Raw genomic sequence first — 20,976 nt, 5'->3', positions numbered from 1 at the left:
CCGCACAAGGACGTGCGAAGACAGAACGTGACAGGAGGGGTGGCAAGTGACCACCGAGCTGCGCCGGCTGCGTAACTACATCAACGGGGAGTTCCGCGACGCGGCCGACGGCCGCACCATCGAGGTGACCAACCCGGCCACGGGTGAGGTGTACGCCACCTCCCCGCTCTCCGGGCAGGCCGACGTCGATGCCGCCATGGAGGCCGCCGCCGCGGCCTTCCCCGCCTGGCGTGACAGCACGCCGTCCGAGCGCCAGAAGGTGCTCCTCAAGATCGCGGACGCGTTCGAGGAGCGGGCCGAGGAGCTCATCGCCGCCGAGGTGCTGAACACCGGCAAGCCCACCGCCCTCGTCGCCAGCGAGGAGATCCCGCCGATGGTGGACCAGATCCGCTTCTTCGCGGGTGCCGCCCGGCTGCTCGAAGGCCGCTCGGCCGGCGAGTACATGGAGGGCATGACCTCGATCATCCGCCGCGAGCCGGTCGGCGTCTGCGCCCAGGTCGCGCCCTGGAACTACCCGATGATGATGGCCGTGTGGAAGTTCGCCCCGGCCCTCGCCGCGGGCAACACCGTCGTCCTCAAGCCCTCGGACACGACCCCCGCGTCGACCGTCCTGATGGCCGAGATCATCGGGCAGATCGTGCCCAAGGGCGTCTTCAACGTCGTCTGCGGCGACCGCGAGACGGGCAAGGCCATGGTCGAGCACCCGACCCCCGCGATGGCCTCCATCACCGGCTCGGTCCGGGCCGGCATGCAGGTCGCCGAGTCGGCGGCCAAGGACGTCAAGCGCGTCCACCTGGAGCTGGGCGGCAAGGCCCCGGTCGTCGTCTTCGAGGACACCGACATCGAGGCCGCCGTCGGCGACATCTCGGTCGCGGGCTTCTTCAACGCCGGCCAGGACTGTACGGCCGCGACCCGTGTCCTCGTGCACGAGTCCATCCACGACGAGTTCGTCGCCGCCCTCGCCAAGGCCGCCGCCGAGACGAAGACCGGTCAGCCGGACGACGAGGACGTGCTCTACGGCCCGCTCAACAACGCCAACCAGCTCAAGCAGGTCGCCGGCTTCATCGAGCGCCTCCCCGCCCACGCCAAGGTCGAGGCGGGCGGTCACCGCGTCGGCGACAAGGGCTACTTCTACGCCCCGACCGTCGTCTCCGGCCTCAAGCAGGACGACGAGATCGTGCAGAACGAGGTCTTCGGCCCGGTCATCACCGTCCAGTCCTTCACGGACGAGGCCCAGGCCCTGGAGTTCGCGAACGGCGTCGAGTACGCCCTCGCCTCCTCCGTCTGGACCAAGGACCACGCGCGCGCGATGCGCATGTCCAAGTCCCTCGACTTCGGCTGCGTGTGGATCAACACCCACATCCCGCTGGTCGCCGAGATGCCGCACGGCGGTTACAAGAAGTCCGGCTACGGCAAGGACCTCTCCGCGTACGGCTTCGAGGACTACACGCGCATCAAGCACGTCATGACCTCCCTGGGCTGATCCTTCCGGCCCCCCGCGCGGCCCCGGCACCCGATCGACAGGGTGTCGGGGCCGCGCGCCGTCGCTCGACGGACCGTCCATTGCCGCAGGTCGCATGCGGGCGGGATGCTGACCGGGTGAGAGCGACTGCCAGGAAACACATGTCCCGCCGGTCCCTGCTGCGCGGCATCGGCGGTGTGGGTGCCGCGTCCCTGCTCGCCGGCTGCGGGGTCCCCGCCGCCTACGTCGAGGAGGGCGACCGGGCCGGCCGCGACCTCTCGGCGCGCGACCGGACGCTCGACTTCGCGAACTGGCCGCTGTACATCGACACCGACGACGAGAACACCTCGAAGCGGCCCACCCTGGACGCCTTCCGGAAGCGGACCGGGATATCCGTCCGGTACACCGAGGAGATCAACGACAACGACGAGTTCTTCGGCAAGATCAGCCCGTCCCTCATGAACCACCAGGAGACCGGCCGCGATCTGATCGTCGTCAGCGACTGGATGGCGGCCCGCTTCGTCCGCCTCGGCTGGGTCCAGGAGATGGACCGCGCCGCCCAGCCGCACGTCGCGAAGAACCTCAGCCCGCAGCTGCGGTCGCCCGCCTTCGACCCCGGCCGGCTGCACACCGTGCCCTGGCAGTCCGGGATCACCGGCATCGCGTACAACCGCAGGAAGCTCGGCCGGGAGCTGCGCTCCACCCGGGAGCTGTGGGCCGACGACCTGCGCGGCAAGGTCACCCTGCTCTCCGGGCTCGACGAGTCCTTCGCCCTGCTGATGCTGGGCAACGGCGTCGACGTGACCCGGTGGACCGGCGACGACTTCCACGCCCTCTGCGAGCAGATCGAGGGGCTGGTGCGGACGAAGCACATCCGGCGCTTCACCGGCAACGACTACATCAAGGACCTGTCCACCGGCGACGTCCTGGCCTGTCAGGCGTACTCCGGCGACGTCATCCAGCTCCAGGCCGACAACCCGGACATCGAGTTCGTCGTCCCCGAGGAGGGGGCCGAGCTCTGGGCCGAGTCCCTCATGATCCCCAACCTCGCGCAGCACAAGTCCAACGCCGAGAAGCTCGTGGACTACTACTACGAGCCCGAGGTCGCCGCCGAACTCGCCGCCTGGGTCAACTACGTGTGCCCGGTGCCCGCCGCCCAGCAGGTGCTCGCCGACTCCGGCGACGAGGAGCTCGTGGCGCTCGCCGAGGACCCGCTGATCTTCCCGGACTCCGGCATGCGGAGCCGGCTGGCCATCGCCCGTGACATCACCTCCGAGGAGCGCCAGGAGTTCGCGAAGAGGTGGAACGCGATCGTCGGGCTCTGAGCTCCACGCTCAGGAGCGACGTGCACACCGGGGTCATTTCTGAACGCGATCAAAAAGAGCCGCCCCGCCTTTCTGAACGCGTTCAAGAGGGGTGTACGTTGTCCCCATGAGCGACACGAACGGGCCGAGAGCCCTTCTCACGCGCATCCGCGTCTGGCTGATCGTCTTCGCCGTCTGCCTGGTCCTCAGCGGGGCCACCGCCTTCCCGCTCGTCACCGAACTCCGAGTCCTCGACTCCGCGTTGTCCGGCTGGGCGTCCCCCGTCGCCGATCTCCTGCCCGGCCTCGCCGAGTGGATCCACCGGGTCCGGGGCGGCCTGGAGACGGCCGACGGCCAGGCCCCGTACCTGCTCTACGGCACCGACTGGCTGGCCTTCGCCCACCTCGTCATCGCGGTCGCCTTCCACGGCCCCTACCGCGACCCCGTCCGCAACATCTGGGTCGTCGAGTTCGGCATGATCGCCTGCGTCGGCATCATCCCCCTCGCCCTGGTCTGCGGACCGATCCGGGGCATCCCCTTCTGGTGGTCGGTCGTCGACATGTCCTTCGGCGTCATCGGCATCCTGCCGCTGCTGCACGTCCGCCGGCTGATCAAGCGCCTGGAGGCGGCGGGCCCCACGTGGGCCCCGGCGACGGGCCCCACCCCGGTCGCGGCCGCGGGCCCCGCTCAGTCCGGCAGGCCGTAGGCCGCCACCATCAGGCCCAGGGCCGTCGGGTTCATCTCCTGGCCCTTGGCATCGGTGGCGTTGACGCTGTAGACGAGGGTGCGGGCGCCGTCACGGGTGGAGGCGATCGCCGCGTTGTAGCCCCAGCGGCCGCCCGTCTTGCCCCAGACCTCGCGCCCGCCCAGCCGCTTCATCGACAGCCCGGCGGAGTACGCCGCCGGCTCGCCCGACGCGAGGTCCGGGACCTTCGGCAGCGTGAACATCTCCTCCAGGAGCGGCCCGCGCACCACCCCGCCCCGGAACAGGACCCGGGTGAAGCGCTCCAGGTCGGCGGTGGTCGAGACGAGGTCGCCGGCCGCCCAGCCGTCCGTCGTCCCCCACACCGAGACGTCCCGCAGCCCCGTCGACCCGTCGTCGAGCCGCATCGTCTGGTAGCCGTGGTTGTGCGGGCCCCTGATCTCCGGGTCCGCGCCCGGGAAGTACGTGTCCCGCAGCCCGAGCGGGCGCAGGATCCGCCGCTCCACCTGGTGCTCGTACGTGTCGCCCGTGACCCGCTCCACGATCAGCCCGGCGATCGTGTAGCCGATGTTCAGGTAGTGCTGCCGCGTGCCCGGCCGGAACTCCCGGGGCCGCGCCGTCGCCGAGCGCACCAGCTCCTCCGGCGTGTGGACCGCGAAGCGGTTCGCGTACCACTCCTCGACCGTCCCGCCCGGCAGCTCGGCCGCCGGGATGCCGTGGGTGTGGTTCAGGAGCTGGCGCACCGTCACCGTGCCGTAGCGGCCGGGGATCAGCTCCGGGAGGTACGCGCGCGCCGGGCGGTCCAGATCGATCCGGCCCTCGGCCGCCAGCTGGAGGACGGTCGCCGCGGTGAACACCTTGGTCACCGAACCGGCGCGGAAGCGGGCCGCCGGGTCCGCCGGGGCGTTCGTCACCAGGTCGTGCACGCCGGAACCGCCCTGCCAGGAGCCCTCGGTGCCGCCGACCCGGACCAGCGCGGCCGTCGCGTCCGCCCGGGGCAGCCCCGCGATCACCGCGCTCAGATCGGGACTCGACGCCCGCACCGCCGACCGCGAGGTCGCGGCGGAGGCCGGGGTGAGCGCCGGGCCCGCCGCGACCCCCAGGACGAGGGCGGCGGCGAGCAGGGCGCGGGTGGACTTCCGCATGGTCAACTCCGATGGTGTGGGCCGTTGTTCCCGATGGCTCCATCCTGCTGACCCGCGGCGATCGGCGGATCGCCCGCACCGGCGGTCTTCCGCGGGTCAGTTCCTCCCCGGCACGGGGGAGGCAGCGGCCCCCGCGCCTCCCCCGGGCGGGGGAGAGCCCGCCGCGACCAGGCCCGTCTCGTACGCGCAGATCACCGCCTGGATCCGGTCCCGCAGCCCCAGCTTCGCCAGCACGTTCCCCACGTGCGTCTTCACCGTGTGGTCGCTCACCACCAGCTCCGCCGCGATCTCCGCGTTCGACAGGCCCCGGGCGAGCAGCAGCAGCGTCTCGCGCTCCCGGCCCGTGAGGACCTCCAGCCGGGGATCCGACCGCCGCGGCCCGCCCGCCGTGTACTGCTCCACGAGCCGCCGGGCCACGGACGGCGCGAGCAGCGAGTCGCCCGCCGCCACCACCCGCACCGCGTGCACCAGGTCGTCCCGCCGCACGTCCTTGAGGAGGAAACCGCTCGCACCCGCGTGCAGCGCCTCGTACACGTACGCGTCGGTGTCGAAGGTCGTCAGCATCACCGTCCGGCAGCCGGACTCCGCGCCGATCGCCCGGCAGGCCTCGATGCCGTCGGTCCGGGGCATCCGGATGTCGAGCAGCGCCACGTCCGGCGCGAGCCGGCGCACCGCCTCGACGGCCTCCGCCCCGTCCCCGGCCTCCGCCACCACCTCGATGTCCGGCTGCGCGTCCAGGATCATCGCGAAACCGCTGCGCACCAGTTCCTGGTCGTCCGCGACCACCACCCGGATCGTCATGTCGTCCCCTTCCCCACGGGCAGCAGGACCCGCACCTCGAATCCCCGGCCGCCCGGACCCGGGCCCGTCTCCGCCGTCCCGCCGTGCGCGGCGGCCCGCTCCCGGATGCCCACGAGCCCGTGCCCGCCGGGCCCGCACTGCGGCCCGCGCCCGTCGTCGGTCACCGTGACCCGCAGGACCCCGCCGGCGTGGGAGAGCCGGACCTCGGCCGTGCGGGCCCTCGCGTGCTTCACCACGTTCGTCAGCGCCTCCTGCACGATCCGGTACACGCTCGCCCCGGCCGCCGCCGGCAGCGCCCGCACCCCGCCCTCCGTCGCGTACCCGACGGCCAGACCGCCCTCCCGCACCCGCTCCAGGAGCGCGGGCAGCTCGCCGATCCCCGGCTGCGGCGCCCGCGGGGCGTCCTCGCCCTCCCGCAGCACGCCCAGCATCCCGCGCAGCTGGGTCATCGCGTCGCGCCCGGCCGCCGAGATCGCGTCGAACGCGGCCTCCGCCCGCTCCGGCGCCGCCCGCACGGCCAGCGGACCGGCCTCCGCCTGCACGATCATCAGGCTCACCGCGTGCGACAGGACGTCGTGCATCTCCCGGGCGATCCTGGCCCGCTCCCGCGCCGCCGCCCGCTCCGACTCCACCGCCTGCGCCCGCTGCCGGGCCTCGGTCAGCCGTCCGAACGCGTAGGCCGCGCCGAACACGAAGAGCGAGAAGGTCAGTTCGCGCGCCGACCGGGTGTTGAGCCACACCGAGACCGGCACCGCGACCACCATCAGGCCGGCCGTCACCAGCCGCTGCCACGGCGGCGCCAGCACCGCGATCGTGTAGACGCTCACCAGCCCCGTGTACGGCAGCGGCTGCCCCGGCCCCTCGACGGCCAGCCTGTACAGCGCGCTCGTCGCCAGGATCGCCAGCAGCACCGTCATCGGTGCCCGCCGCCGCCACACCAGCGGCACCACGGTGAGCGTCGTCAGCCCGTACGCGGGCCAGGTCGCCGGCTCCAGCTCGGGCCCGCGCGGCACCACGAACGGCATCGTCATCGCCGCCTGGACGACCAGCGCGAGCCCGATGTCCACCGCCCTCGGATGGGCGGCCCCCCATGTGCGGAGCTCCCGCAGCTCCCGCGTCCCCCGCAGGCCCATTACGGCTTGCGGCCCACCGCGCCGAACTGCGCCACCACGTGGCCCCCGTCGGAGCGCCAGCGGGAGCACGAGACGACGCCCGGCTCCAGGAGGTCGAGGCCGTCGAAGAAGGAGGTGAACTCCTCGCGGGTGCGGGCGGTGATCGGCGGGGTCGCGTTCTCGTTCCAGAAGTCCATCGCGGCCTCGTTGCCCTCGCCGCCGAGCTCCGGCTCCAGCGTCGGGTGGGTCAGCACCAGATAGCTGCCCGAGGGCACGGCGGCCGTGAGGGTCCGCACGACGGACCGGGCCTTGTCGGTGTCCAGGACGAAGTTGAGGATGCCGAGCATCATCACCGCCACCGGGCGGGAGAGGTCGAGCGTCCCGACGGCCGCCGCGATGATCCGCTCCGGGTCGTGGGCGTCGGCGTCGACGTACTCGGTGACGCCCTCCGGCGCGCTCGTCAGCAGCGCCCGCGCGTGCGTGAGGACGATCGGGTCGTTGTCCACGTAGACGATCCGGGCGTCGGGTGCGACCCGCTGCGCCACCTCGTGGGTGTTGTCGGCGGTCGGCAGGCCCGTGCCGACGTCCAGGAACTGGCGGACGCCCTCCTCGGCCGCCAGGTGCGTCACCACCCGCCCGAGGAACGCCCGGTCCGCGCGGGCCACTTCGCCGATGCTCGGATAGAAGCCGGTGACCCGGTCGCCGACCGCCCGGTCCACCGGATAGTTGTCCTTGCCGCCCAGCCAGTAGTTCCACACCCGGGCGTTGTGGGCGATGTCGGTCCGGATCCGGTCGTTCATGGCTGCGTCCTTCGGAGCACGGAGGCGAGTGCGTCGACCCGGTTCGTGGTGATCGAGTCGACCCCGTTCCCGATCAGCTTACGCATCGTGCGACGGGTGTCCGCCGTCCAGGCGGAGACCAGCAGCCCGTCCCGGTGGATCCGCTCGGTCAGTGCCCGACTCACCAGTCCGAAGCGGTAGTTGAGCCACTTCGGCCGCACGGCGTCGAGGAGCACCGGCCGGGGCGGGGCGAGCGAGGTCCAGGTCAGGGCGATCTCTGCGGACGGATCGGCGGCCCGGACCTGGAGCATCGCCACGGCGCCCGCGCAGTAGAGGACGCGCTCCCCGGCCCCGCACTCGCGGACCGTGCGGACGATCGCCCGGACCGAGTCCTCGTTCCCGCCGGGCAGATCGAGCATCAGCCGATGGTCCCCGGCGGTGATCAGCGCCTCCCGGAGGGTCGGCACCCCGCCGCCCGTCAGCTCGGTGACGCGCGCGTGCGGCAGCTCCGCGAGCGGCCGGTCGTGGCCCCACAGCCGCTTCAGGGTGTCGTCGTGGAGGAGGACGGGCACCCCGTCCTCGGTGAGCCGGACGTCGATCTCGACGGTGTCCGCCCCCTGCTCGATCGCGGAGGCGATCGAGGGGAGCGTGTTCTCGCGGACGCGGTACGGGTCGCCGCGGTGGCCTACGACAGTGACAGGGCGCATGGCCCCATTCTCGTCGGCGTCAGCGCGCGAGCCAGCCGTTCGTGTACGTGTCGATCTCGGCGGCGATCCTGGCCTTGCCGGCCGCGTCGAGGAAGGAGGCCTCCACCGCGTTCTTGGCGAGGGCGGCGACACCGCGCTCGTCGAGGCCGAGGAGACGGGCGGCGACGGCGTACTCGTTGTTGAGGTCCGTGCCGAACATCGGCGGGTCGTCGGAGTTGATCGTGACGAGGACCCCGGCGTCGACCATCTGCCGGATCGGGTGCTCCTCCAGGGTGGCGACGGCCCGGGTCGCGATGTTCGAGGTCGGGCAGACCTCCAGGGCGATCCGGTGCTCGGCGAGGTGCGCGAGGAGCTCCGGGTCCCGGACGGAGCTGGTGCCGTGGCCGATGCGCTCGGCGCCCAGCTCGCGGATCGCGTCCCAGACGGTCTCCGGGCCGGTCGTCTCGCCCGCGTGCGGGACGGAGCGCAGACCGGCCGCCCGGGCCAGGTCGAAGTACGGCTTGAACTGCGGGCGCGGCACACCGATCTCCGGGCCGCCGAGGCCGAAGGAGACCAGGCCCTCCGGGCGCAGCCCGTCGGTGGTGGCGAGCCGCGCGGTCTCCTCGGCGGAGACGAGGCCGGCCTCGCCGGGGATGTCGAAGCACCAGCGCAGGATCGTGCCGAACTCGGTCTCGGCGGCCTTGCGGGCGTCCTCGATGGCGGCCATGAAGGCGTGCTCGTCGATGCCGCGGCGGGTGGAGGAGTACGGCGTGATGGTCAGCTCGGCGTACCGGATGTTCTGCCGGGCCATGTCCCGGGCGACCTCGAAGGTCAGCAGCCGGACGTCCTCGGGGGTGCGGACCAGGTCGACGACCGACAGGTAGACGTCGATGAAGTGGGCGAAGTCCGTGAAGGTGAAGTAGTCGGTGAGCGCCTCGGGGTCCGTGGGGACCTTTGAGTCGGGGTGCCGGGCCGCGAGCTCGGCGACGATCCGGGGCGAGGCGGAGCCCACGTGGTGGACGTGCAGCTCCGCCTTGGGAAGGCCGGCGATGAAAGGGTGGAGATCGGTCATCGGGTCATCGTAGGCCGGGCGGGTCCCCCTCACGGGTGAGGTCGTAACATGGCGTGACCACGATGGGGGAGGCCCATGTCTGACAATCGAGACCAGTCGCGGGGCGGGTACGACCCGACCGACCCGTGGGCTCCGCCGAACCGCGACGGGGTGGAACTGAGCAAGCCGTCCACGCCGTCGCCGGTGCACGACCAGCCGACCATGACGGCCTTCCCGACCGGGGAGGTCCCGCCGCCCCCGGTCGCCCCGGGCGGCCCGGCGGCCACGCCCGGGTACGGCTATCCGGCGGACACGTCCGGCGGCTACGGCTACCCGTCGGCCCCGACGCCGGCCCCGGCCTCGCCGGGATACGGCTACCCCGCCGGGTACGGCTCGGGATACGGCCAGCCCGGCTGGCAGCAGGCCCCGTCCAACGGCATGGGGACGGCCGCGATGGTGCTCGGCATCATCGCCGTCGCGGGCTTCTGCCTCTACGGCCTGGGCGTGATCCTCGGCGTCCTGGCGCTGATCTTCGGCGTCATCGGCCTGAAGAAGGCCGGGCGGGGCGAGGCGACGAACCGGGGCATGGCGATCGCGGGCATCGTGCTCGGCTCGATCGGCGTGCTGGTGAGCGCCGTCTTCCTGGGCTTCGTCATCTGGGCGGTCGCCCAGGACCCCTCGACCTTCGAGGACTCCGGGAGCGACGACCCGTTCGGCTCGGTCCTCCAGATCGAGGGCGACGCCCACTGAGCGCACCCATACGAGAGGGGCCCCGCACCGGTCGGTGCGGGGCCCCTCTCGCATGCGACGGCGGTCGCGCGCACCCCTCTCACCCGACGACGGAGGCCCGCAGCCTCTCGCGCGCCTCTCTCACAAGGCGCCGGCGGAGGCACGCGCCCCTCTCTCATGTGCCCGCAGTCGCCCGCAGCCTCTCGCGCGCCTCCATCAGCGCGAACCCCAGCAGGTTGAGCCCGCGCCAGCGTGCCGGGTCCTGGGCGCCGGGGGCGTCCGCGGCGAGGCCGATGCCCCAGATCCGGTCCAGCGGGCTGGCCTCCACCAGGACGCGCTCGCCGGTGCCCAGCAGGTAGGCGCGCAGGGCCTCGTCCGAGGAGAACTTGTGGACGCTGCCCTCGACGACGATCCCGAAGCGCTCGCGCTCCCAGACGGCGCCGTCGAAGTCCCGCACCAGCCGGCCCGCGTTCTTGGCCTCCGCGGGGGTGCGGGCGGTCAGCGCGGCCCGCTCGGCGTCGGCGTCCCCGAAGAGGCGGGCCTTCGCCGCCATCATCCAGTGCTCGGCGGTCGCGTAGGCGACCCCGTCGACCACGAAGGGGGACGGCCACCACTGGCTCAGGCAGCTCGCCGAAAGGCGGCCGTCGGGGTGCGGACGGTGGCCCCAGAAATGCAGCCACTTCACCCGGTCACCCCTGGTGACCTGCTGTGTCAGCTCTTCGATCTTGGTCATACATGCGAGTCTGGCATTCGCCACGGACACTCCGTACGGAGATTTTCCGGCCGCCTCGACACATGGTCGACCGAATCCGTCGCGTAACCAAAAGGCAACAACGGAATCACTTGTTGGACCACTATCCCCATGCCAGGATCGGCACTCAATTCGAGCTGGGACAACGGAGAGCGTCATGAGCAACCGCTTCCAGGTGACGGACCGCTTCGCGGACGGCGCGCAGTACATCGGCGGAAGGCTCCGCGCCGGAACCTCGGGTCAGGAACACAGCGTGATCGACCCGGCGACGGGGGAGAGCGTCTACACGTACGCGCTCGCCTCCACCGCCGACGTGGACGAGGCCGTCGCCGCGGCCAAGGCCGCCTTCCCCGCCTGGGCGGGGGCCACCCCGGGCGAGCGCTCCGACGCGCTGCACCGCCTCGCGGGCGTGCTCGCCGACCGGGCCGAGGAGATCGCCCGGGTCGAGTCGCTCCAGTGCGGCAAGCCCCTCAAGCTCACCACCGAGTTCGACGTGCCGGGCACGATCGACAACGCGGCGTTCTTCGCGGGCGCCGCCCGCCACCTCCAGGGCCAGTCGGCCGCCGAGTACTCCGGCGACCACACCTCCTACATCCGGCGCGAGCCCCTCGGCGTCGTCGGCTCCATCGCGCCCTGGAACTACCCCCTCCAGATGGCCGCCTGGAAGATCCTGCCGGCCATCGCCGCGGGCAACACCATCGTCCTGAAGCCGGCCGAGCTGACCCCGCTCACCTCGATCATGTTCGCCCAGGCGGCGAAGGAGGCCGGAATCCCGGACGGTGTGATCAACATCGTCAGCGGCTCCGGACGGGTCGTCGGCGAGCACCTCGTCGGCCACCCCGACGTCGTCATGACCTCCTTCACCGGCTCCACCCCGGTCGGCAAGCGGGTCGCCGAGGTCGCCACCGCCACCGTGAAGCGGCTCCACCTGGAACTGGGCGGCAAGGCCCCGTTCCTCGTCTTCGACGACGCCGACCTGGAGGCCGCCGCCCACGGCGCCGTCGCCGCCTCCCTCATCAACAGCGGCCAGGACTGCACCGCCGCCACGCGCGCCTACGTCCAGCGCCCGCTCTTCGACGCCTTCGTCGCCCGGGTCGCGGAGCTCATGGAGGGCGTCCGCGTCGGCGACCCCTTCGCCCCCGGCACCGACCTCGGACCGCTCGTCAGCCACCGCCACCGCGACAGCGTCGCCGGCTTCGTCGAGCGCGCCCGCGGCTACGCCACCGTCGTCACCGGAGGCGAAGCCCCTGGTGGAGAGCTCAAGAACGGCGCATACTACCGACCCACCCTGATCACCGGCGCCGCACAGGACAGCGAGGTCGTGCAGTCGGAGATCTTCGGTCCGGTCCTGGTGGCCCTGCCCTTCGACAGCGACGACGAGGGCATCCGGCTCGCCAACGACACCCCGTACGGCCTCGCGGCCTCCGCGTGGAGCCGTGACGTCTACCGGGCCAACCGTGCCACGCGGGAGATCAAGGCGGGATGCGTGTGGGTCAACGACCACATCCCGATCATCAGCGAGATGCCCCACGGCGGCACCAAGGCCTCCGGCTACGGAAAGGACATGTCGGCGTACTCCTTCGAGGAGTACACGCAGGTCAAGCACGTGATGTTCGACAACACAGCGGCGGCGGCCAAGGACTGGCACCGCACGATCTTCGGGGACCGATAGCACCTCGCCGCCCGACCGGCGGCCCACCCATCCCGAAAGGGCACAGCGCATGGAGCAGTACGAGCCCGAGAGCCTGTCGGCCGCGCAGCTGGCGGCGATACGGCGCAGCATGACGAGCGGCCGGGGCGCGCTCAGCCGCCGTTCGATGCTGCGTGCGGGAGGCGTCGGCGCGCTCACGGTCGGCGGCCTCGCCGGCCTGAGCGCCTGCGGCATCCCGCCGGCCAAGCGGGAGGGCCAGGGCCCCGCCTCCACCGACGACTCGGCCCGGGAGAAGACCGTCGCCTTCTCCAACTGGACCGAGTACATGGACGTCAGCGAGGACGAGAAGTCCCGCCCGACCCTGGAGGCGTTCGCGAAGCGCACCGGGATCAAGGTCAAGTACACCGAGGACATCAACGACAACGTCGAGTTCTTCGGCAAGATCAAACCGCAGCTCGCGGCCGGCCAGGACACCGGCCGCGACCTGATATGCGTCACCGACTGGCTCGCGGCCCGCATCATCCGGCTCGGCTGGGCGCAGCGGCTCGACCCGGCCCACCTGCCCAACGCGTACGCGAACCTGTCGGCGCAGTTCCGCCGCCCCGACTGGGACCCGGGCCGCTCCTACTCGTACCCGTGGACGGGCATCTCCACCGTCATCGCCTACAACTCCAAGGCGACCGGCGGCAAGAAGGTCGACTCGGTCACCCAGCTCCTCGACGACCCCTCGCTCAAGGGCCGGGTCGGCTTCCTCACCGAGATGCGCGACTCCGTCGGCATGACCCTGCTCGACCTCGGCAAGGACCCGGAGAAGTTCACGGACGCCGACTTCGACGCGGCGGTCGGGCGCCTCCAGAAGGGCGTCGACACCAAGCAGATACGTCGCTTCACGGGCAACGACTACACCTCGGACCTGGACAAGGGCGACATCGCGGCCTGCCTCGCCTGGGCCGGCGACATCATCCAGCTCCAGGCCGACAACCCGGACATCAAGTACTCCATACCGTCCGCCGGATACATCACCTCCAGCGACAACCTGCTCGTCCCCGCGCAGTCCCGGCACAAGGCGAACGCCGAGAAGCTCATCGACTACTACTACGAGCTTCCCGTCGCCGCCCAGCTCGCCGCGTACATCAACTACGTGTGCCCCGTCGACGGGGTGAAGGACGAGCTCGCCAAGATCGACCCCGAGCTCGCGAACAACACGCTGATCCTCCCGGACAAGGCCATGGCCAAGAAGTCGCACGCCTTCCGCTCCCTCACCAGCGCGGAGGAGACGGCGTACGAGGAGAAGTTCGCCAAGCTCATCGGCGCCTGAGTCCGGCCTCGTCCACCTCTCTCACTCCCCGGGACCACAACCCATGACTGACAAGACTGCTCACACCGGCAAGAACACTGGCGGCGGCGACGTCCGTCTCACCGGGATCAGCAAGTCGTACGGCTCCTTCACCGCCGTCCACCCGCTGGACCTGACCGTCCCGCAGGGCTCCTTCTTCGCCCTGCTCGGCGCCTCCGGCTGCGGCAAGACCACCACGCTGCGCATGATCGCCGGCCTGGAGGACCCGAGCACCGGCACCGTCTTCCTCGGCGACAAGGACGTCACCGACCTCCCGCCGTACAAGCGGCCGGTCAACACCGTCTTCCAGTCCTACGCGCTCTTCCCGCACATGGACATCACCGAGAACATCGCCTTCGGCCTGCGCCGCCGCGGCATCAAGTCGGTGAAGAAGCAGGTCGACGACATGCTGGAGCTCGTCCAGCTCGGCGACAAGGCCCACCACAAGCCCCACCAGCTCTCCGGCGGCCAGCAGCAGCGCGTCGCCGTGGCCCGCGCGCTCATCAACCACCCGCAGGTGCTCCTCCTCGACGAGCCGCTCGGCGCCCTCGACCTCAAGCTGCGCCGCCAGATGCAGCTGGAGCTCAAGCGGATCCAGACCGAGGTCGGCATCACCTTCGTGCACGTCACCCACGACCAGGAGGAGGCCATGACCATGGCCGACCAGGTCGCGGTGATGAACGGCGGCCGGGTCGAGCAGCTCGGCGCCCCCGCCGACCTGTACGAGAACCCGCAGACCACCTTCGTCGCCAACTTCCTCGGCACCTCGAACCTGATCGAGGCCGAGGTCGTCGAGACCGGCGCCGACGTCGTCGTCACGGCCGGCGGCGGCAAGCTCCGGGTGCCCGGCGAGCGCTGTACCTCCGCCGCCCGCCAGGGCGGCACGGTGCTCGTGGGCGTCCGCCCCGAGAAGATCTCGCTCGCGCACGCCGACGACGCGGGCTCCATAGCCGACGGCCGCAACCGCGTGACCGGCCGGATCGTCGACTCCAGCTTCATCGGCGTCTCCACCCAGTACGTGGTGAACTCACCGGCGGGCGCCGAGCTCCAGGTCTACGAGCAGAACGTCGAACGGGACACCCGGCTCGTCCCCGGTGCCCAGGTCGTCCTGCACTGGAACCCGGCCCACACCTTCGGCCTCGACGCCGCCCAGGACATCGACGCGGGCGTCGAGACCGTGGAGGACGCCTCGTGACGACCACCCTGGAGAAGGCCGCTCCTCCGACGGAGGAACCGGTCCCGCGCAAGCCCTCCGCGCGCAAGCGGCTCGTCCCGTACTGGCTGCTGCTGCCCGGCATCGTCTGGCTGGTCGTCTTCTTCGCCCTGCCGCTGGTCTACCAGGCCTCCACCTCGGTGCAGACCGGCTCCCTGGAGCAGGGCTTCGAGGTCACCTGGCACTTCCAGACCTACTGGGACGCCTTCCAGGAGTACTGGCCGCAGTTCGTCCGCTCCCTGCTCTACGCCGGTACCGCGACCGTCCTCTGCCTCCTGCTCGGCTACCCGCTGGCGTACCTGATCGCCTTCAAGGCCGGCCGCTGGCGGAACCTGCTCCTCGTCCTCGTCATCGCGCCCTTCTTCACCAGCTTCCTCATCCGCACGCTCGCGTGGAAGACGATCCTGGCCGACGACAGCGTCGTGGTCGAGGCGCTCAACGCCCTCCACTTCCTGGACGTCACCGGCTGGCTCGGCTGGACCGAGGGCGACCGCGTCCTCGCCACCCCGATGGCGGTGGTCTGCGGTCTCACGTACAACTTCCTGCCCTTCATGATCCTGCCCCTCTACACCTCCCTGGAGCGGATCGACGGCCGGCTGCACGAGGCCGCGCAGGACCTGTACGCCTCCCCGGCCACCACCTTCCGCAAGGTGACCTTCCCGCTGTCGATGCCCGGCGTCGTCTCCGGCACCCTGCTCACCTTCATCCCGGCGAGCGGCGACTACGTCAACGCCGAGCTCCTCGGCTCGACCGACACCAAGATGGTCGGCAACGTCATCCAGTCGCAGTTCCTGCGGGTCCTCGACTACCCGACGGCGGCCGCGCTGTCCTTCATCCTCATGGCGATCGTGCTGGGCATGGTCACCGTCTACATCCGCCGCGCCGGAACGGAGGACCTGGTCTGATGCGCTGGATACGACGCCACCTGGTCGTCATCGCGGGCCTGCTGACGCTCGCGTACATGATCCTGCCGAACCTCGTGGTGATGGCGTTCTCCTTCAACAAGCCGAAGGGGCGCTTCAACTACTCCTGGCAGGAGTTCTCGCTCGACGCCTGGAAGGACCCCTGCGGCGTCGCCGACATGTGCGAGTCGCTCTCCCTCTCCCTCCAGCTGGCCGCCTGGGCGACCGTCGGCGCGGTCGTCCTCGGCACGATGATCGCCTTCGCCCTGGTCCGCTACCGCTTCCGGGCGCGCGGCGCGATCAACTCGCTGATCTTCCTGCCGATGGCGATGCCCGAGGTCGTCATGGCCGCCTCGCTGCTCACGCTCTTCCTCAACATGGGCATCGAGCTGGGCTTCTGGACGGTCCTGATCGCCCACATCATGTTCTGCCTGTCGTTCGTCGTGACGGCGGTCAAGGCCCGGGTCATGTCCATGGACCCCCGTCTGGAGGAGGCCGCGCGCGACCTCTACGCGGGGCCGGCGCAGACCTTCCTGCGCGTCACCCTGCCGATTGCCGCACCCGGCATCGCCGCCGGCGCGCTGCTCGCCTTCGCGCTCTCGTTCGACGACTTCATCATCACCAACTTCAACGCGGGCTCCACCGTCACCTTCCCCATGTTCGTCTGGGGCTCGGCGCAGCGAGGAACCCCCGTTCAGATCAATGTCATCGGCACCGCGATGTTCGTCCTCGCGGTACTGGTGGTCGTAGCCGGGCAAATCATTACGAACCGGCGCAAGAAAACAGCAACAGCCTGAGCGAGAGCCGTCTCAGGCACCGAAGGAGTTGGAAACCATGGCCCCAGTCGCCATGCGTCTCGCTGCACAATCTCTCTCCGACGCCCAGCCCGTCCCCTTCTGGCTGGAAGACCCCGGCAAGCCCGGCGCCCTGCCCGCCCTCACCGGCACCGAGACCTGCGACCTCCTCGTCGTCGGCGGCGGTTACAGCGGACTGTGGACCGCGCTCCTCGCCAAGGAGCGCGATCCCTCCACGGACGTCGTCCTGATCGAGGGGCGCGAGGTGGGCTGGGCCGCCTCGGGCCGCAACGGTGGCTTCTGCGCGGCCTCCCTCACGCACGGCTTCGGCAACGGCCTCGCCCGCTGGCCGGGCGAGCTGCCGAAGCTGGAGGAGCTCGGCGAGCGGAACCTCGACGCCATCGAGGAGACCGTCGCCCGCTACGGGCTGGACTGCGAGTTCGAGCGCACCGGCGAGATCGACGTCGCCACCGAGCCGTACCAGGTCGAGGAACTGGCCGAGGTGTACGGCGAGCTGGACCGGCTCGGGCTCGCGGACGGCGTCGAGCTCCTCGACCGGGACGCCGTGCGGGCCGAGGTCGACTCGCCCACCTTCCTCGGCGGCATGTGGGACAAGCGCGGCGTCGCCATGCTCCACCCGGCGAAGCTGGCCTGGGGCCTGAAGCGGGCCTGCCTCGACCTCGGCGTCCGGATCTACGAGAACACCCCCGGCACGCAGCTGGTCCGGGTCGGCGCCGGGATGGGCGTCCGCACGCCGTACGGCAGGATCGTCGCCGGCCGGGTCGCGCTCGGCACCAACGTCTTCCCGTCGCTGGTCAAGCGCGTCCGGGCGTACACCGTCCCGGTCTACGACTACGCCCTGATGACCGAGCCGCTCAGCCCGGAGCAGCTCGCCTCGATCGGCTGGAAGAACCGGCAGGGCCTCGGCGACTCCGCGAACCAGTTCCACTACTTCCGGATCACCGCCGACCACCGGATCCTGTGGGGCGGCTACGACGCGATCTACCCCTTCGGCGGCAAGGTCAGCGCCGAGATGGACCACCGCCCGGAGACGTACCTCAAGCTCGCCGAGCACTTCTTCCGCTGCTTCCCGCAGCTGGAGGGGCTCCGCTTCAGCCACGCCTGGGGCGGCGCGATCGACACCTGCTCGCGCTTCTCGGCCTTCTTCGGCACGGCGCACCAGGGCAAGGTGGCGTACGCGGCCGGCTTCACCGGCCTCGGCGTCGGCGCCACCCGCTTCGGCGGCGACGTGATGCTCGACCTGCTCGCGGGGGAGCGCACCGAGCGCACCGACCTGGAGATGGTCCGCTCCAAGCCGCTGCCCTTCCCGCCCGAGCCGGTCGCCTGGGCCGGCATCGGCATCACCAAGTGGTCGCTCGCCCGCGCCGACGAGAACGGCGGACGGCGCAACCTGTGGCTGAAGGCCATGGACCGGCTCGGCCTCGGCTTCGACAGCTGACGCCGGAGCATGTGACGCAGATCACGACCGGCGCGTAGTCGAAGCCGCGTAAGAGAAGCCCCCGTACCCGCTCTCTCCGGGTGGACACCGAGTCCACACGGAGAGGAGATCGTCACGATGACCGGTACGGGGGCTTCTGGCGTCAGGGCCGCGGTGGAATGGCTGGCCGCGGTCGCACCGGATCCCGAGGCCTGCCGGTGGGAGTGGGAGCGCAACCCGCACGGGGTCGCGCTGCTGCCCGCCGGCCGGCGCTGGGACGTCCTGATCCTGCCCGGGGAGCTCGGGCGTCCCACGCTCGACGTGCTGACCCGCCTGGTGGACCGGCCGGGCCCGGTCCTGTCCGGCTTCGGCGACGCCCGGACCGGCTTCTTCGTGCCGCCCGGGACCGCCGCCGGGTGGCTCGGCACCGGGGTGCGCGGCGCGGGCGACGGCACCTGGATCGTCGTCCCGTACCCGGGGCGGGCGACCGGCGCCGCGCGCTGGCTGGTGGCGCCGGACGGCCTGGGCACCCTCACCGACGCCGCCCTCCTGGAGAGGGCGATGCACGAGGCCGCGGGCGGGCTGGCCGGGGAGGGGAGGGGGCCGAGCGGGACCTGACCGGCGCTCCGGACCGGACAGAGGTCTTGACCACTCGATTGGTCTGGACCATGCTGTGGCGCGCTCCACCTCGATTCCCCCACCCCCGGAGGCAGTTGTGGACCGCACCAGACCCCTCACCCTGCTGTTGGCGGGTTCCCTCGCCGCCGGCGGGCTCCTCGCACTCACCCCGGCGGCCCAGGCCGCCGACACCGAACTCGCCCGCAACGGCGGCTTCGAGGCCGGCCTCGACGGCTGGACCTGCACGGCGGGCAGCGGCGCCGTCGTCCCGTCACCCGTGCACGGCGGGACGAAGGCGCTCCAGGCCACCCCGGCCGGCAGCGACAACGCCAAGTGCTCCCAGACCGTGACGGTGAAGCCGAACTCCAGCTACACGCTCAGCGGCTGGGTGCGCGGCAGCTACGTCTACCTCGGTGCCTCCGGCACCGGCACCACCGACGTCTCCACCTGGACGGGCTCCGCCCCCGACTGGCAGAAGCTCACCACCTCGTTCACCACGGGCGCCTCGACCACCTCGGTCACGATCTACACCCACGGTTGGTACGGCACCCCCGCCTACCAGGCCGACGACCTCTCCCTGTACGGCCCCGGCGGCGACCCGGTGCAGCTCCCGGCCGCCCCCGCGGGCCTCGCGGCCGGCTCCCCGACCTCCACCACGGTGCCGCTCACCTGGACGGCGGTCTCCGGCGCCACGTCGTACAACGTCTACCGGGGCACCACCAAGGTCCAGACGGTCACCGCCCCCTCGGCCACCGTCTCCGGCCTCACCGCCTCCACCCCGTACACCTTCCAGGTCACGGCCGTGAACAGCGCGGGCGAGTCCCCGAAGTCCGCCGCGGTCACCGCGACCACCACGTCCGGCGGCGGCGGAGGCGGCGGTGTCGGCCTTCCCGCGCACGCCCTCGTCGGCTACCTGCACGCGAGCTTCGCCAACGGCTCCGGCTACACGCGCATGGCCGACGTCCCGGACTCCTGGGACGTCATCAACCTCGCCTTCGGCGAACCGACCTCGGTGACCTCCGGGGACATCCGCTTCAGCCTCTGCCCGGCGACCGAGTGCCCCGGCGTCGAGTCCCCCGCCGACTTCAAGGCCGCGATCAAGGCCAAGCAGGCCGCGGGCAAGAAGGTCCTCATCTCCATCGGCGGCCAGAACGGCCAGGTGCAGCTCGCCACCACCGCGGCCCGCGACACCTTCGTCTCCTCCGTCTCGAAGATCATCGACGAGTACGGCCTCGACGGCCTCGACATCGACTTCGAGGGCCACTCGCTCTCGCTCCAGACCGGTGACACCGACTTCCGGAACCCGACCAGCCCGGTCATCGTGAACCTGATCCAGGCGGTGAAGACCCTCAAGGCCAAGTACGGGGCGAAGTTCGTCCTGACGATGGCCCCGGAGACCTTCTTCGTCCAGCTCGGCTACCAGTACTACGGCTCCGGCCCCTGGGGCGGCCAGGACCCGCGCGCCGGCGCCTACCTGCCGGTCATCCACGCCCTGCGGGACGACCTGACCCTGCTCCACGTCCAGGACTACAACTCGGGCTCCATCATGGGCCTCGACAACCAGTACCACTCGATGGGCGGAGCCGACTTCCACATCGCCATGACCGACATGCTCCTCACGGGCTTCCCGGTCGCCGGCAACACCGACCGCTTCTTCCCGGCCCTCCGCCCCGAGCAGGTCGCCATCGGCCTCCCCGCCTCCACCCAGGCGGGCAACGGCCACACCGCCCCGGCCGAGGTGAACAAGGCCCTGGACTGCCTCACGAAGAAGACGAACTGCGGCAGCTACCAGACCCACGGCACGTGGCCGTCCCTGCGCGGCCTGATGACCTGGTCGATCAACTGGGACCGCTACAACCAGTGGCAGTTTTCGCAGAACTTCGACGCGTACAACTGGAGCTGACGCCCAGCACGACCAGCGAGAGGCAGAGACTGGCGAACACGTCCAGCGGCCAGTGGAAGCCCCGCAGCATCAGCCCGGTCCCCGTCACCGCCGTCAGCACGGCGGCGACGGGGACCAGCCGGTTCGAGACCAGGAACGCCGCACCGAAGTACGCGACCGCCGCCGTCGCCGTGTGGCCCGAGGGGTAGTAGCCCTGGGCCCAGGGCTCCAGCGGGCCCGGGCGGGCGGTCCACTCCTTCAGCGGCACCACCAGGAGGGGGACGGCGGCCATGGCCAGGCCCGCGTGCAGCGCGGCGGCGCGGCGCCCGCGCCACACCGCGTACGCCATCGCGCAGGCGAGCACCGGGAGGGCGACCGTCATGTTGCCGAGGTCGGAGGCGAGTTCGCTCAGGGGCCGGGGGACCGAGTCCACCAGGGACCGGGACACCCGCTCGTCGAGCCTGGCCAAGGGGCCGTGGACGAGCACCTGCCAGGTCACGACGGCGAGGGCGACGAGCGCCGAGAAGAGAGCCGGCCGCCCTGGAACAGGGGGGGTGGTTCCAGGGCGGCCGAGGGGACCGGGCTGCCGCGCGCCCCGGGGGGTGTGGGGCGTGCGGCC

20 protein-coding genes are annotated in these 20,976 nt (G+C 71.4%); 12 read left to right on the top strand and 8 right to left on the bottom strand.

What is annotated here, in order from left to right:
- The first annotated feature begins 46 nt into the window (after positions 1 to 46).
- The 3 genes from ACFYXU_RS00365 (at position 47) to ACFYXU_RS00355 (ending at position 3,472) form a co-directional block, all read left to right on the top strand.
- Complete coding sequence (locus ACFYXU_RS00365; protein WP_329850609.1) at positions 47 to 1,483, top strand: gamma-aminobutyraldehyde dehydrogenase; 1,437 nt, start codon at positions 47 to 49, stop codon at positions 1,481 to 1,483.
- A gap of 140 nt (positions 1,484 to 1,623) precedes the next feature.
- Positions 1,624 to 2,787 (top strand): extracellular solute-binding protein, encoded by a 1,164-nt coding sequence (locus tag ACFYXU_RS00360; RefSeq protein WP_329850610.1) that lies wholly within the window; start codon positions 1,624 to 1,626, stop codon positions 2,785 to 2,787.
- Between the two features lie 106 nt (positions 2,788 to 2,893).
- On the top strand, positions 2,894 to 3,472 hold the full coding sequence (locus tag ACFYXU_RS00355; protein WP_389456035.1) for a hypothetical protein: 579 nt from the start codon (positions 2,894 to 2,896) through the stop codon (positions 3,470 to 3,472).
- On the opposite strand, the gene ACFYXU_RS00350 is transcribed toward ACFYXU_RS00355, so the two are convergent.
- From ACFYXU_RS00350 to ACFYXU_RS00325, 6 genes are all read right to left on the bottom strand, one after another.
- Positions 3,454 to 4,614, bottom strand: a complete 1,161-nt coding sequence (locus ACFYXU_RS00350) for a serine hydrolase domain-containing protein (RefSeq protein ID WP_389456032.1) — start codon at positions 4,612 to 4,614, stop codon at positions 3,454 to 3,456. The genes ACFYXU_RS00355 and ACFYXU_RS00350 overlap by 19 nt on opposite strands.
- Positions 4,615 to 4,710: 96 nt before the next feature.
- Positions 4,711 to 5,415: a response regulator gene (locus tag ACFYXU_RS00345; RefSeq protein ID WP_376513816.1), complete on the bottom strand. Its 705-nt coding sequence runs from the start codon at positions 5,413 to 5,415 to the stop codon at positions 4,711 to 4,713.
- Positions 5,412 to 6,548, bottom strand: coding sequence for a sensor histidine kinase (locus tag ACFYXU_RS00340; RefSeq protein WP_389456030.1), 1,137 nt, complete (start codon positions 6,546 to 6,548; stop codon positions 5,412 to 5,414). Before ACFYXU_RS00340 ends, ACFYXU_RS00345 begins: the two co-directional genes overlap by 4 nt.
- Entirely contained in the window at positions 6,548 to 7,327 is a 780-nt protein-coding gene (locus ACFYXU_RS00335; protein ID WP_389456028.1) for an SAM-dependent methyltransferase, read from the bottom strand. Before ACFYXU_RS00335 ends, ACFYXU_RS00340 begins: the two co-directional genes overlap by 1 nt.
- Complete coding sequence (locus ACFYXU_RS00330) at positions 7,324 to 8,013, bottom strand: glycerophosphodiester phosphodiesterase (RefSeq protein WP_389456026.1); 690 nt, start codon at positions 8,011 to 8,013, stop codon at positions 7,324 to 7,326. The genes ACFYXU_RS00335 and ACFYXU_RS00330 overlap by 4 nt, the downstream gene beginning before the upstream one ends.
- A 19-nt stretch (positions 8,014 to 8,032) precedes the next feature.
- A complete protein-coding gene (locus tag ACFYXU_RS00325; protein WP_329850619.1) occupies positions 8,033 to 9,064 on the bottom strand; it encodes an adenosine deaminase in 1,032 nt (343 codons plus the stop codon).
- A 75-nt stretch (positions 9,065 to 9,139) separates the two neighbouring features.
- Here ACFYXU_RS00325 and ACFYXU_RS00320 point away from each other — a divergent pair, with 75 nt between their 5' ends.
- Positions 9,140 to 9,793, top strand: coding sequence for a DUF4190 domain-containing protein (locus tag ACFYXU_RS00320; RefSeq protein WP_389456024.1), 654 nt, complete (start codon positions 9,140 to 9,142; stop codon positions 9,791 to 9,793).
- 154 nt (positions 9,794 to 9,947) lie between these two features.
- On the opposite strand, the gene ACFYXU_RS00315 is transcribed toward ACFYXU_RS00320, so the two are convergent.
- Complete coding sequence (locus tag ACFYXU_RS00315; RefSeq protein WP_389456022.1) at positions 9,948 to 10,505, bottom strand: NADAR family protein; 558 nt, start codon at positions 10,503 to 10,505, stop codon at positions 9,948 to 9,950.
- Between the two features lie 175 nt (positions 10,506 to 10,680).
- On the opposite strand from ACFYXU_RS00315, the gene ACFYXU_RS00310 reads away from it, so the two are divergent.
- The 8 genes from ACFYXU_RS00310 to ACFYXU_RS00275 all read left to right on the top strand — a co-directional run bounded on the left by ACFYXU_RS00310 (position 10,681) and on the right by ACFYXU_RS00275 (position 20,378).
- The gene (locus ACFYXU_RS00310; protein WP_329850624.1) at positions 10,681 to 12,195 is read left to right on the top strand and encodes a gamma-aminobutyraldehyde dehydrogenase; all 1,515 of its coding nucleotides are present in this window, start codon (positions 10,681 to 10,683) and stop codon (positions 12,193 to 12,195) included.
- A gap of 49 nt (positions 12,196 to 12,244) precedes the next feature.
- Positions 12,245 to 13,492: a spermidine/putrescine ABC transporter substrate-binding protein gene (locus ACFYXU_RS00305; protein WP_376513823.1), complete on the top strand. Its 1,248-nt coding sequence runs from the start codon at positions 12,245 to 12,247 to the stop codon at positions 13,490 to 13,492.
- Positions 13,493 to 13,535: 43 nt separating this feature from the next.
- Complete coding sequence (locus ACFYXU_RS00300; RefSeq protein ID WP_376513825.1) at positions 13,536 to 14,705, top strand: ABC transporter ATP-binding protein; 1,170 nt, start codon at positions 13,536 to 13,538, stop codon at positions 14,703 to 14,705.
- Entirely contained in the window at positions 14,702 to 15,628 is a 927-nt protein-coding gene (locus ACFYXU_RS00295; RefSeq protein WP_376513827.1) for an ABC transporter permease, read from the top strand. Before ACFYXU_RS00300 ends, ACFYXU_RS00295 begins: the two co-directional genes overlap by 4 nt.
- On the top strand, positions 15,628 to 16,422 hold the full coding sequence (locus tag ACFYXU_RS00290) for an ABC transporter permease (RefSeq protein WP_376513829.1): 795 nt from the start codon (positions 15,628 to 15,630) through the stop codon (positions 16,420 to 16,422). The genes ACFYXU_RS00295 and ACFYXU_RS00290 overlap by 1 nt, the downstream gene beginning before the upstream one ends.
- Positions 16,423 to 16,459: 37 nt before the next feature.
- Positions 16,460 to 17,878, top strand: a complete 1,419-nt coding sequence (locus ACFYXU_RS00285; protein ID WP_389408154.1) for an NAD(P)/FAD-dependent oxidoreductase — start codon at positions 16,460 to 16,462, stop codon at positions 17,876 to 17,878.
- Positions 17,879 to 17,995: 117 nt separating this feature from the next.
- Positions 17,996 to 18,475 carry a hypothetical protein gene (locus ACFYXU_RS00280; RefSeq protein WP_389408155.1) on the top strand — a complete coding sequence of 160 codons (480 nt, stop codon included), beginning with the start codon at positions 17,996 to 17,998 and terminating at the stop codon, positions 18,473 to 18,475.
- Between the two features lie 97 nt (positions 18,476 to 18,572).
- A complete protein-coding gene (locus ACFYXU_RS00275; protein ID WP_389408156.1) occupies positions 18,573 to 20,378 on the top strand; it encodes a chitinase in 1,806 nt (601 codons plus the stop codon).
- Here the strand turns inward: ACFYXU_RS00275 and ACFYXU_RS00270 are convergent.
- Positions 20,314 to 20,856: a phosphatase PAP2 family protein gene (locus ACFYXU_RS00270; RefSeq protein WP_389456019.1), complete on the bottom strand. Its 543-nt coding sequence runs from the start codon at positions 20,854 to 20,856 to the stop codon at positions 20,314 to 20,316. The two genes, ACFYXU_RS00275 and ACFYXU_RS00270, sit on opposite strands and share 65 nt — an antisense overlap.
- Between the last annotated feature and the right edge of the window lie 120 nt (positions 20,857 to 20,976).

The sequence above is a fragment of the Streptomyces sp. NPDC002232 genome, assembly GCF_042890295.1.
GTDB lineage: Bacteria > Actinomycetota > Actinomycetes > Streptomycetales > Streptomycetaceae > Streptomyces.
Note: the sequence above shows the minus strand (reverse complement) of the source record. Positions and strands in the feature narration are given on the sequence as shown.

Bases quoted from the DNA above. Each gene is read 5' to 3' on its own strand.
- ACFYXU_RS00360 (WP_329850610.1), top strand. From the start codon at position 1,624: ATGTCCCGCCGGTCCCTGCTGCGCGGCATCGGCGGTGTGGGTGCCGCG.
- ACFYXU_RS00355 (WP_389456035.1), top strand. From the start codon at position 2,894: ATGAGCGACACGAACGGGCCGAGAGCCCTTCTCACGCGCATCCGCGTC.
- ACFYXU_RS00350 (WP_389456032.1), bottom strand. From the start codon at position 4,614: ATGCGGAAGTCCACCCGCGCCCTGCTCGCCGCCGCCCTCGTCCTGGGG.
- ACFYXU_RS00345 (WP_376513816.1), bottom strand. From the start codon at position 5,415: ATGACGATCCGGGTGGTGGTCGCGGACGACCAGGAACTGGTGCGCAGC.
- ACFYXU_RS00340 (WP_389456030.1), bottom strand. From the start codon at position 6,548: ATGGGCCTGCGGGGGACGCGGGAGCTGCGGGAGCTCCGCACATGGGGG.
- ACFYXU_RS00335 (WP_389456028.1), bottom strand. From the start codon at position 7,327: ATGAACGACCGGATCCGGACCGACATCGCCCACAACGCCCGGGTGTGG.
- ACFYXU_RS00330 (WP_389456026.1), bottom strand. From the start codon at position 8,013: ATGCGCCCTGTCACTGTCGTAGGCCACCGCGGCGACCCGTACCGCGTC.
- ACFYXU_RS00325 (WP_329850619.1), bottom strand. From the start codon at position 9,064: ATGACCGATCTCCACCCTTTCATCGCCGGCCTTCCCAAGGCGGAGCTG.
- ACFYXU_RS00320 (WP_389456024.1), top strand. From the start codon at position 9,140: ATGTCTGACAATCGAGACCAGTCGCGGGGCGGGTACGACCCGACCGAC.
- ACFYXU_RS00315 (WP_389456022.1), bottom strand. From the start codon at position 10,505: ATGACCAAGATCGAAGAGCTGACACAGCAGGTCACCAGGGGTGACCGG.
- ACFYXU_RS00310 (WP_329850624.1), top strand. From the start codon at position 10,681: ATGAGCAACCGCTTCCAGGTGACGGACCGCTTCGCGGACGGCGCGCAG.
- ACFYXU_RS00305 (WP_376513823.1), top strand. From the start codon at position 12,245: ATGGAGCAGTACGAGCCCGAGAGCCTGTCGGCCGCGCAGCTGGCGGCG.
- ACFYXU_RS00300 (WP_376513825.1), top strand. From the start codon at position 13,536: ATGACTGACAAGACTGCTCACACCGGCAAGAACACTGGCGGCGGCGAC.
- ACFYXU_RS00290 (WP_376513829.1), top strand. From the start codon at position 15,628: ATGCGCTGGATACGACGCCACCTGGTCGTCATCGCGGGCCTGCTGACG.
- ACFYXU_RS00285 (WP_389408154.1), top strand. From the start codon at position 16,460: ATGGCCCCAGTCGCCATGCGTCTCGCTGCACAATCTCTCTCCGACGCC.
- ACFYXU_RS00280 (WP_389408155.1), top strand. From the start codon at position 17,996: ATGACCGGTACGGGGGCTTCTGGCGTCAGGGCCGCGGTGGAATGGCTG.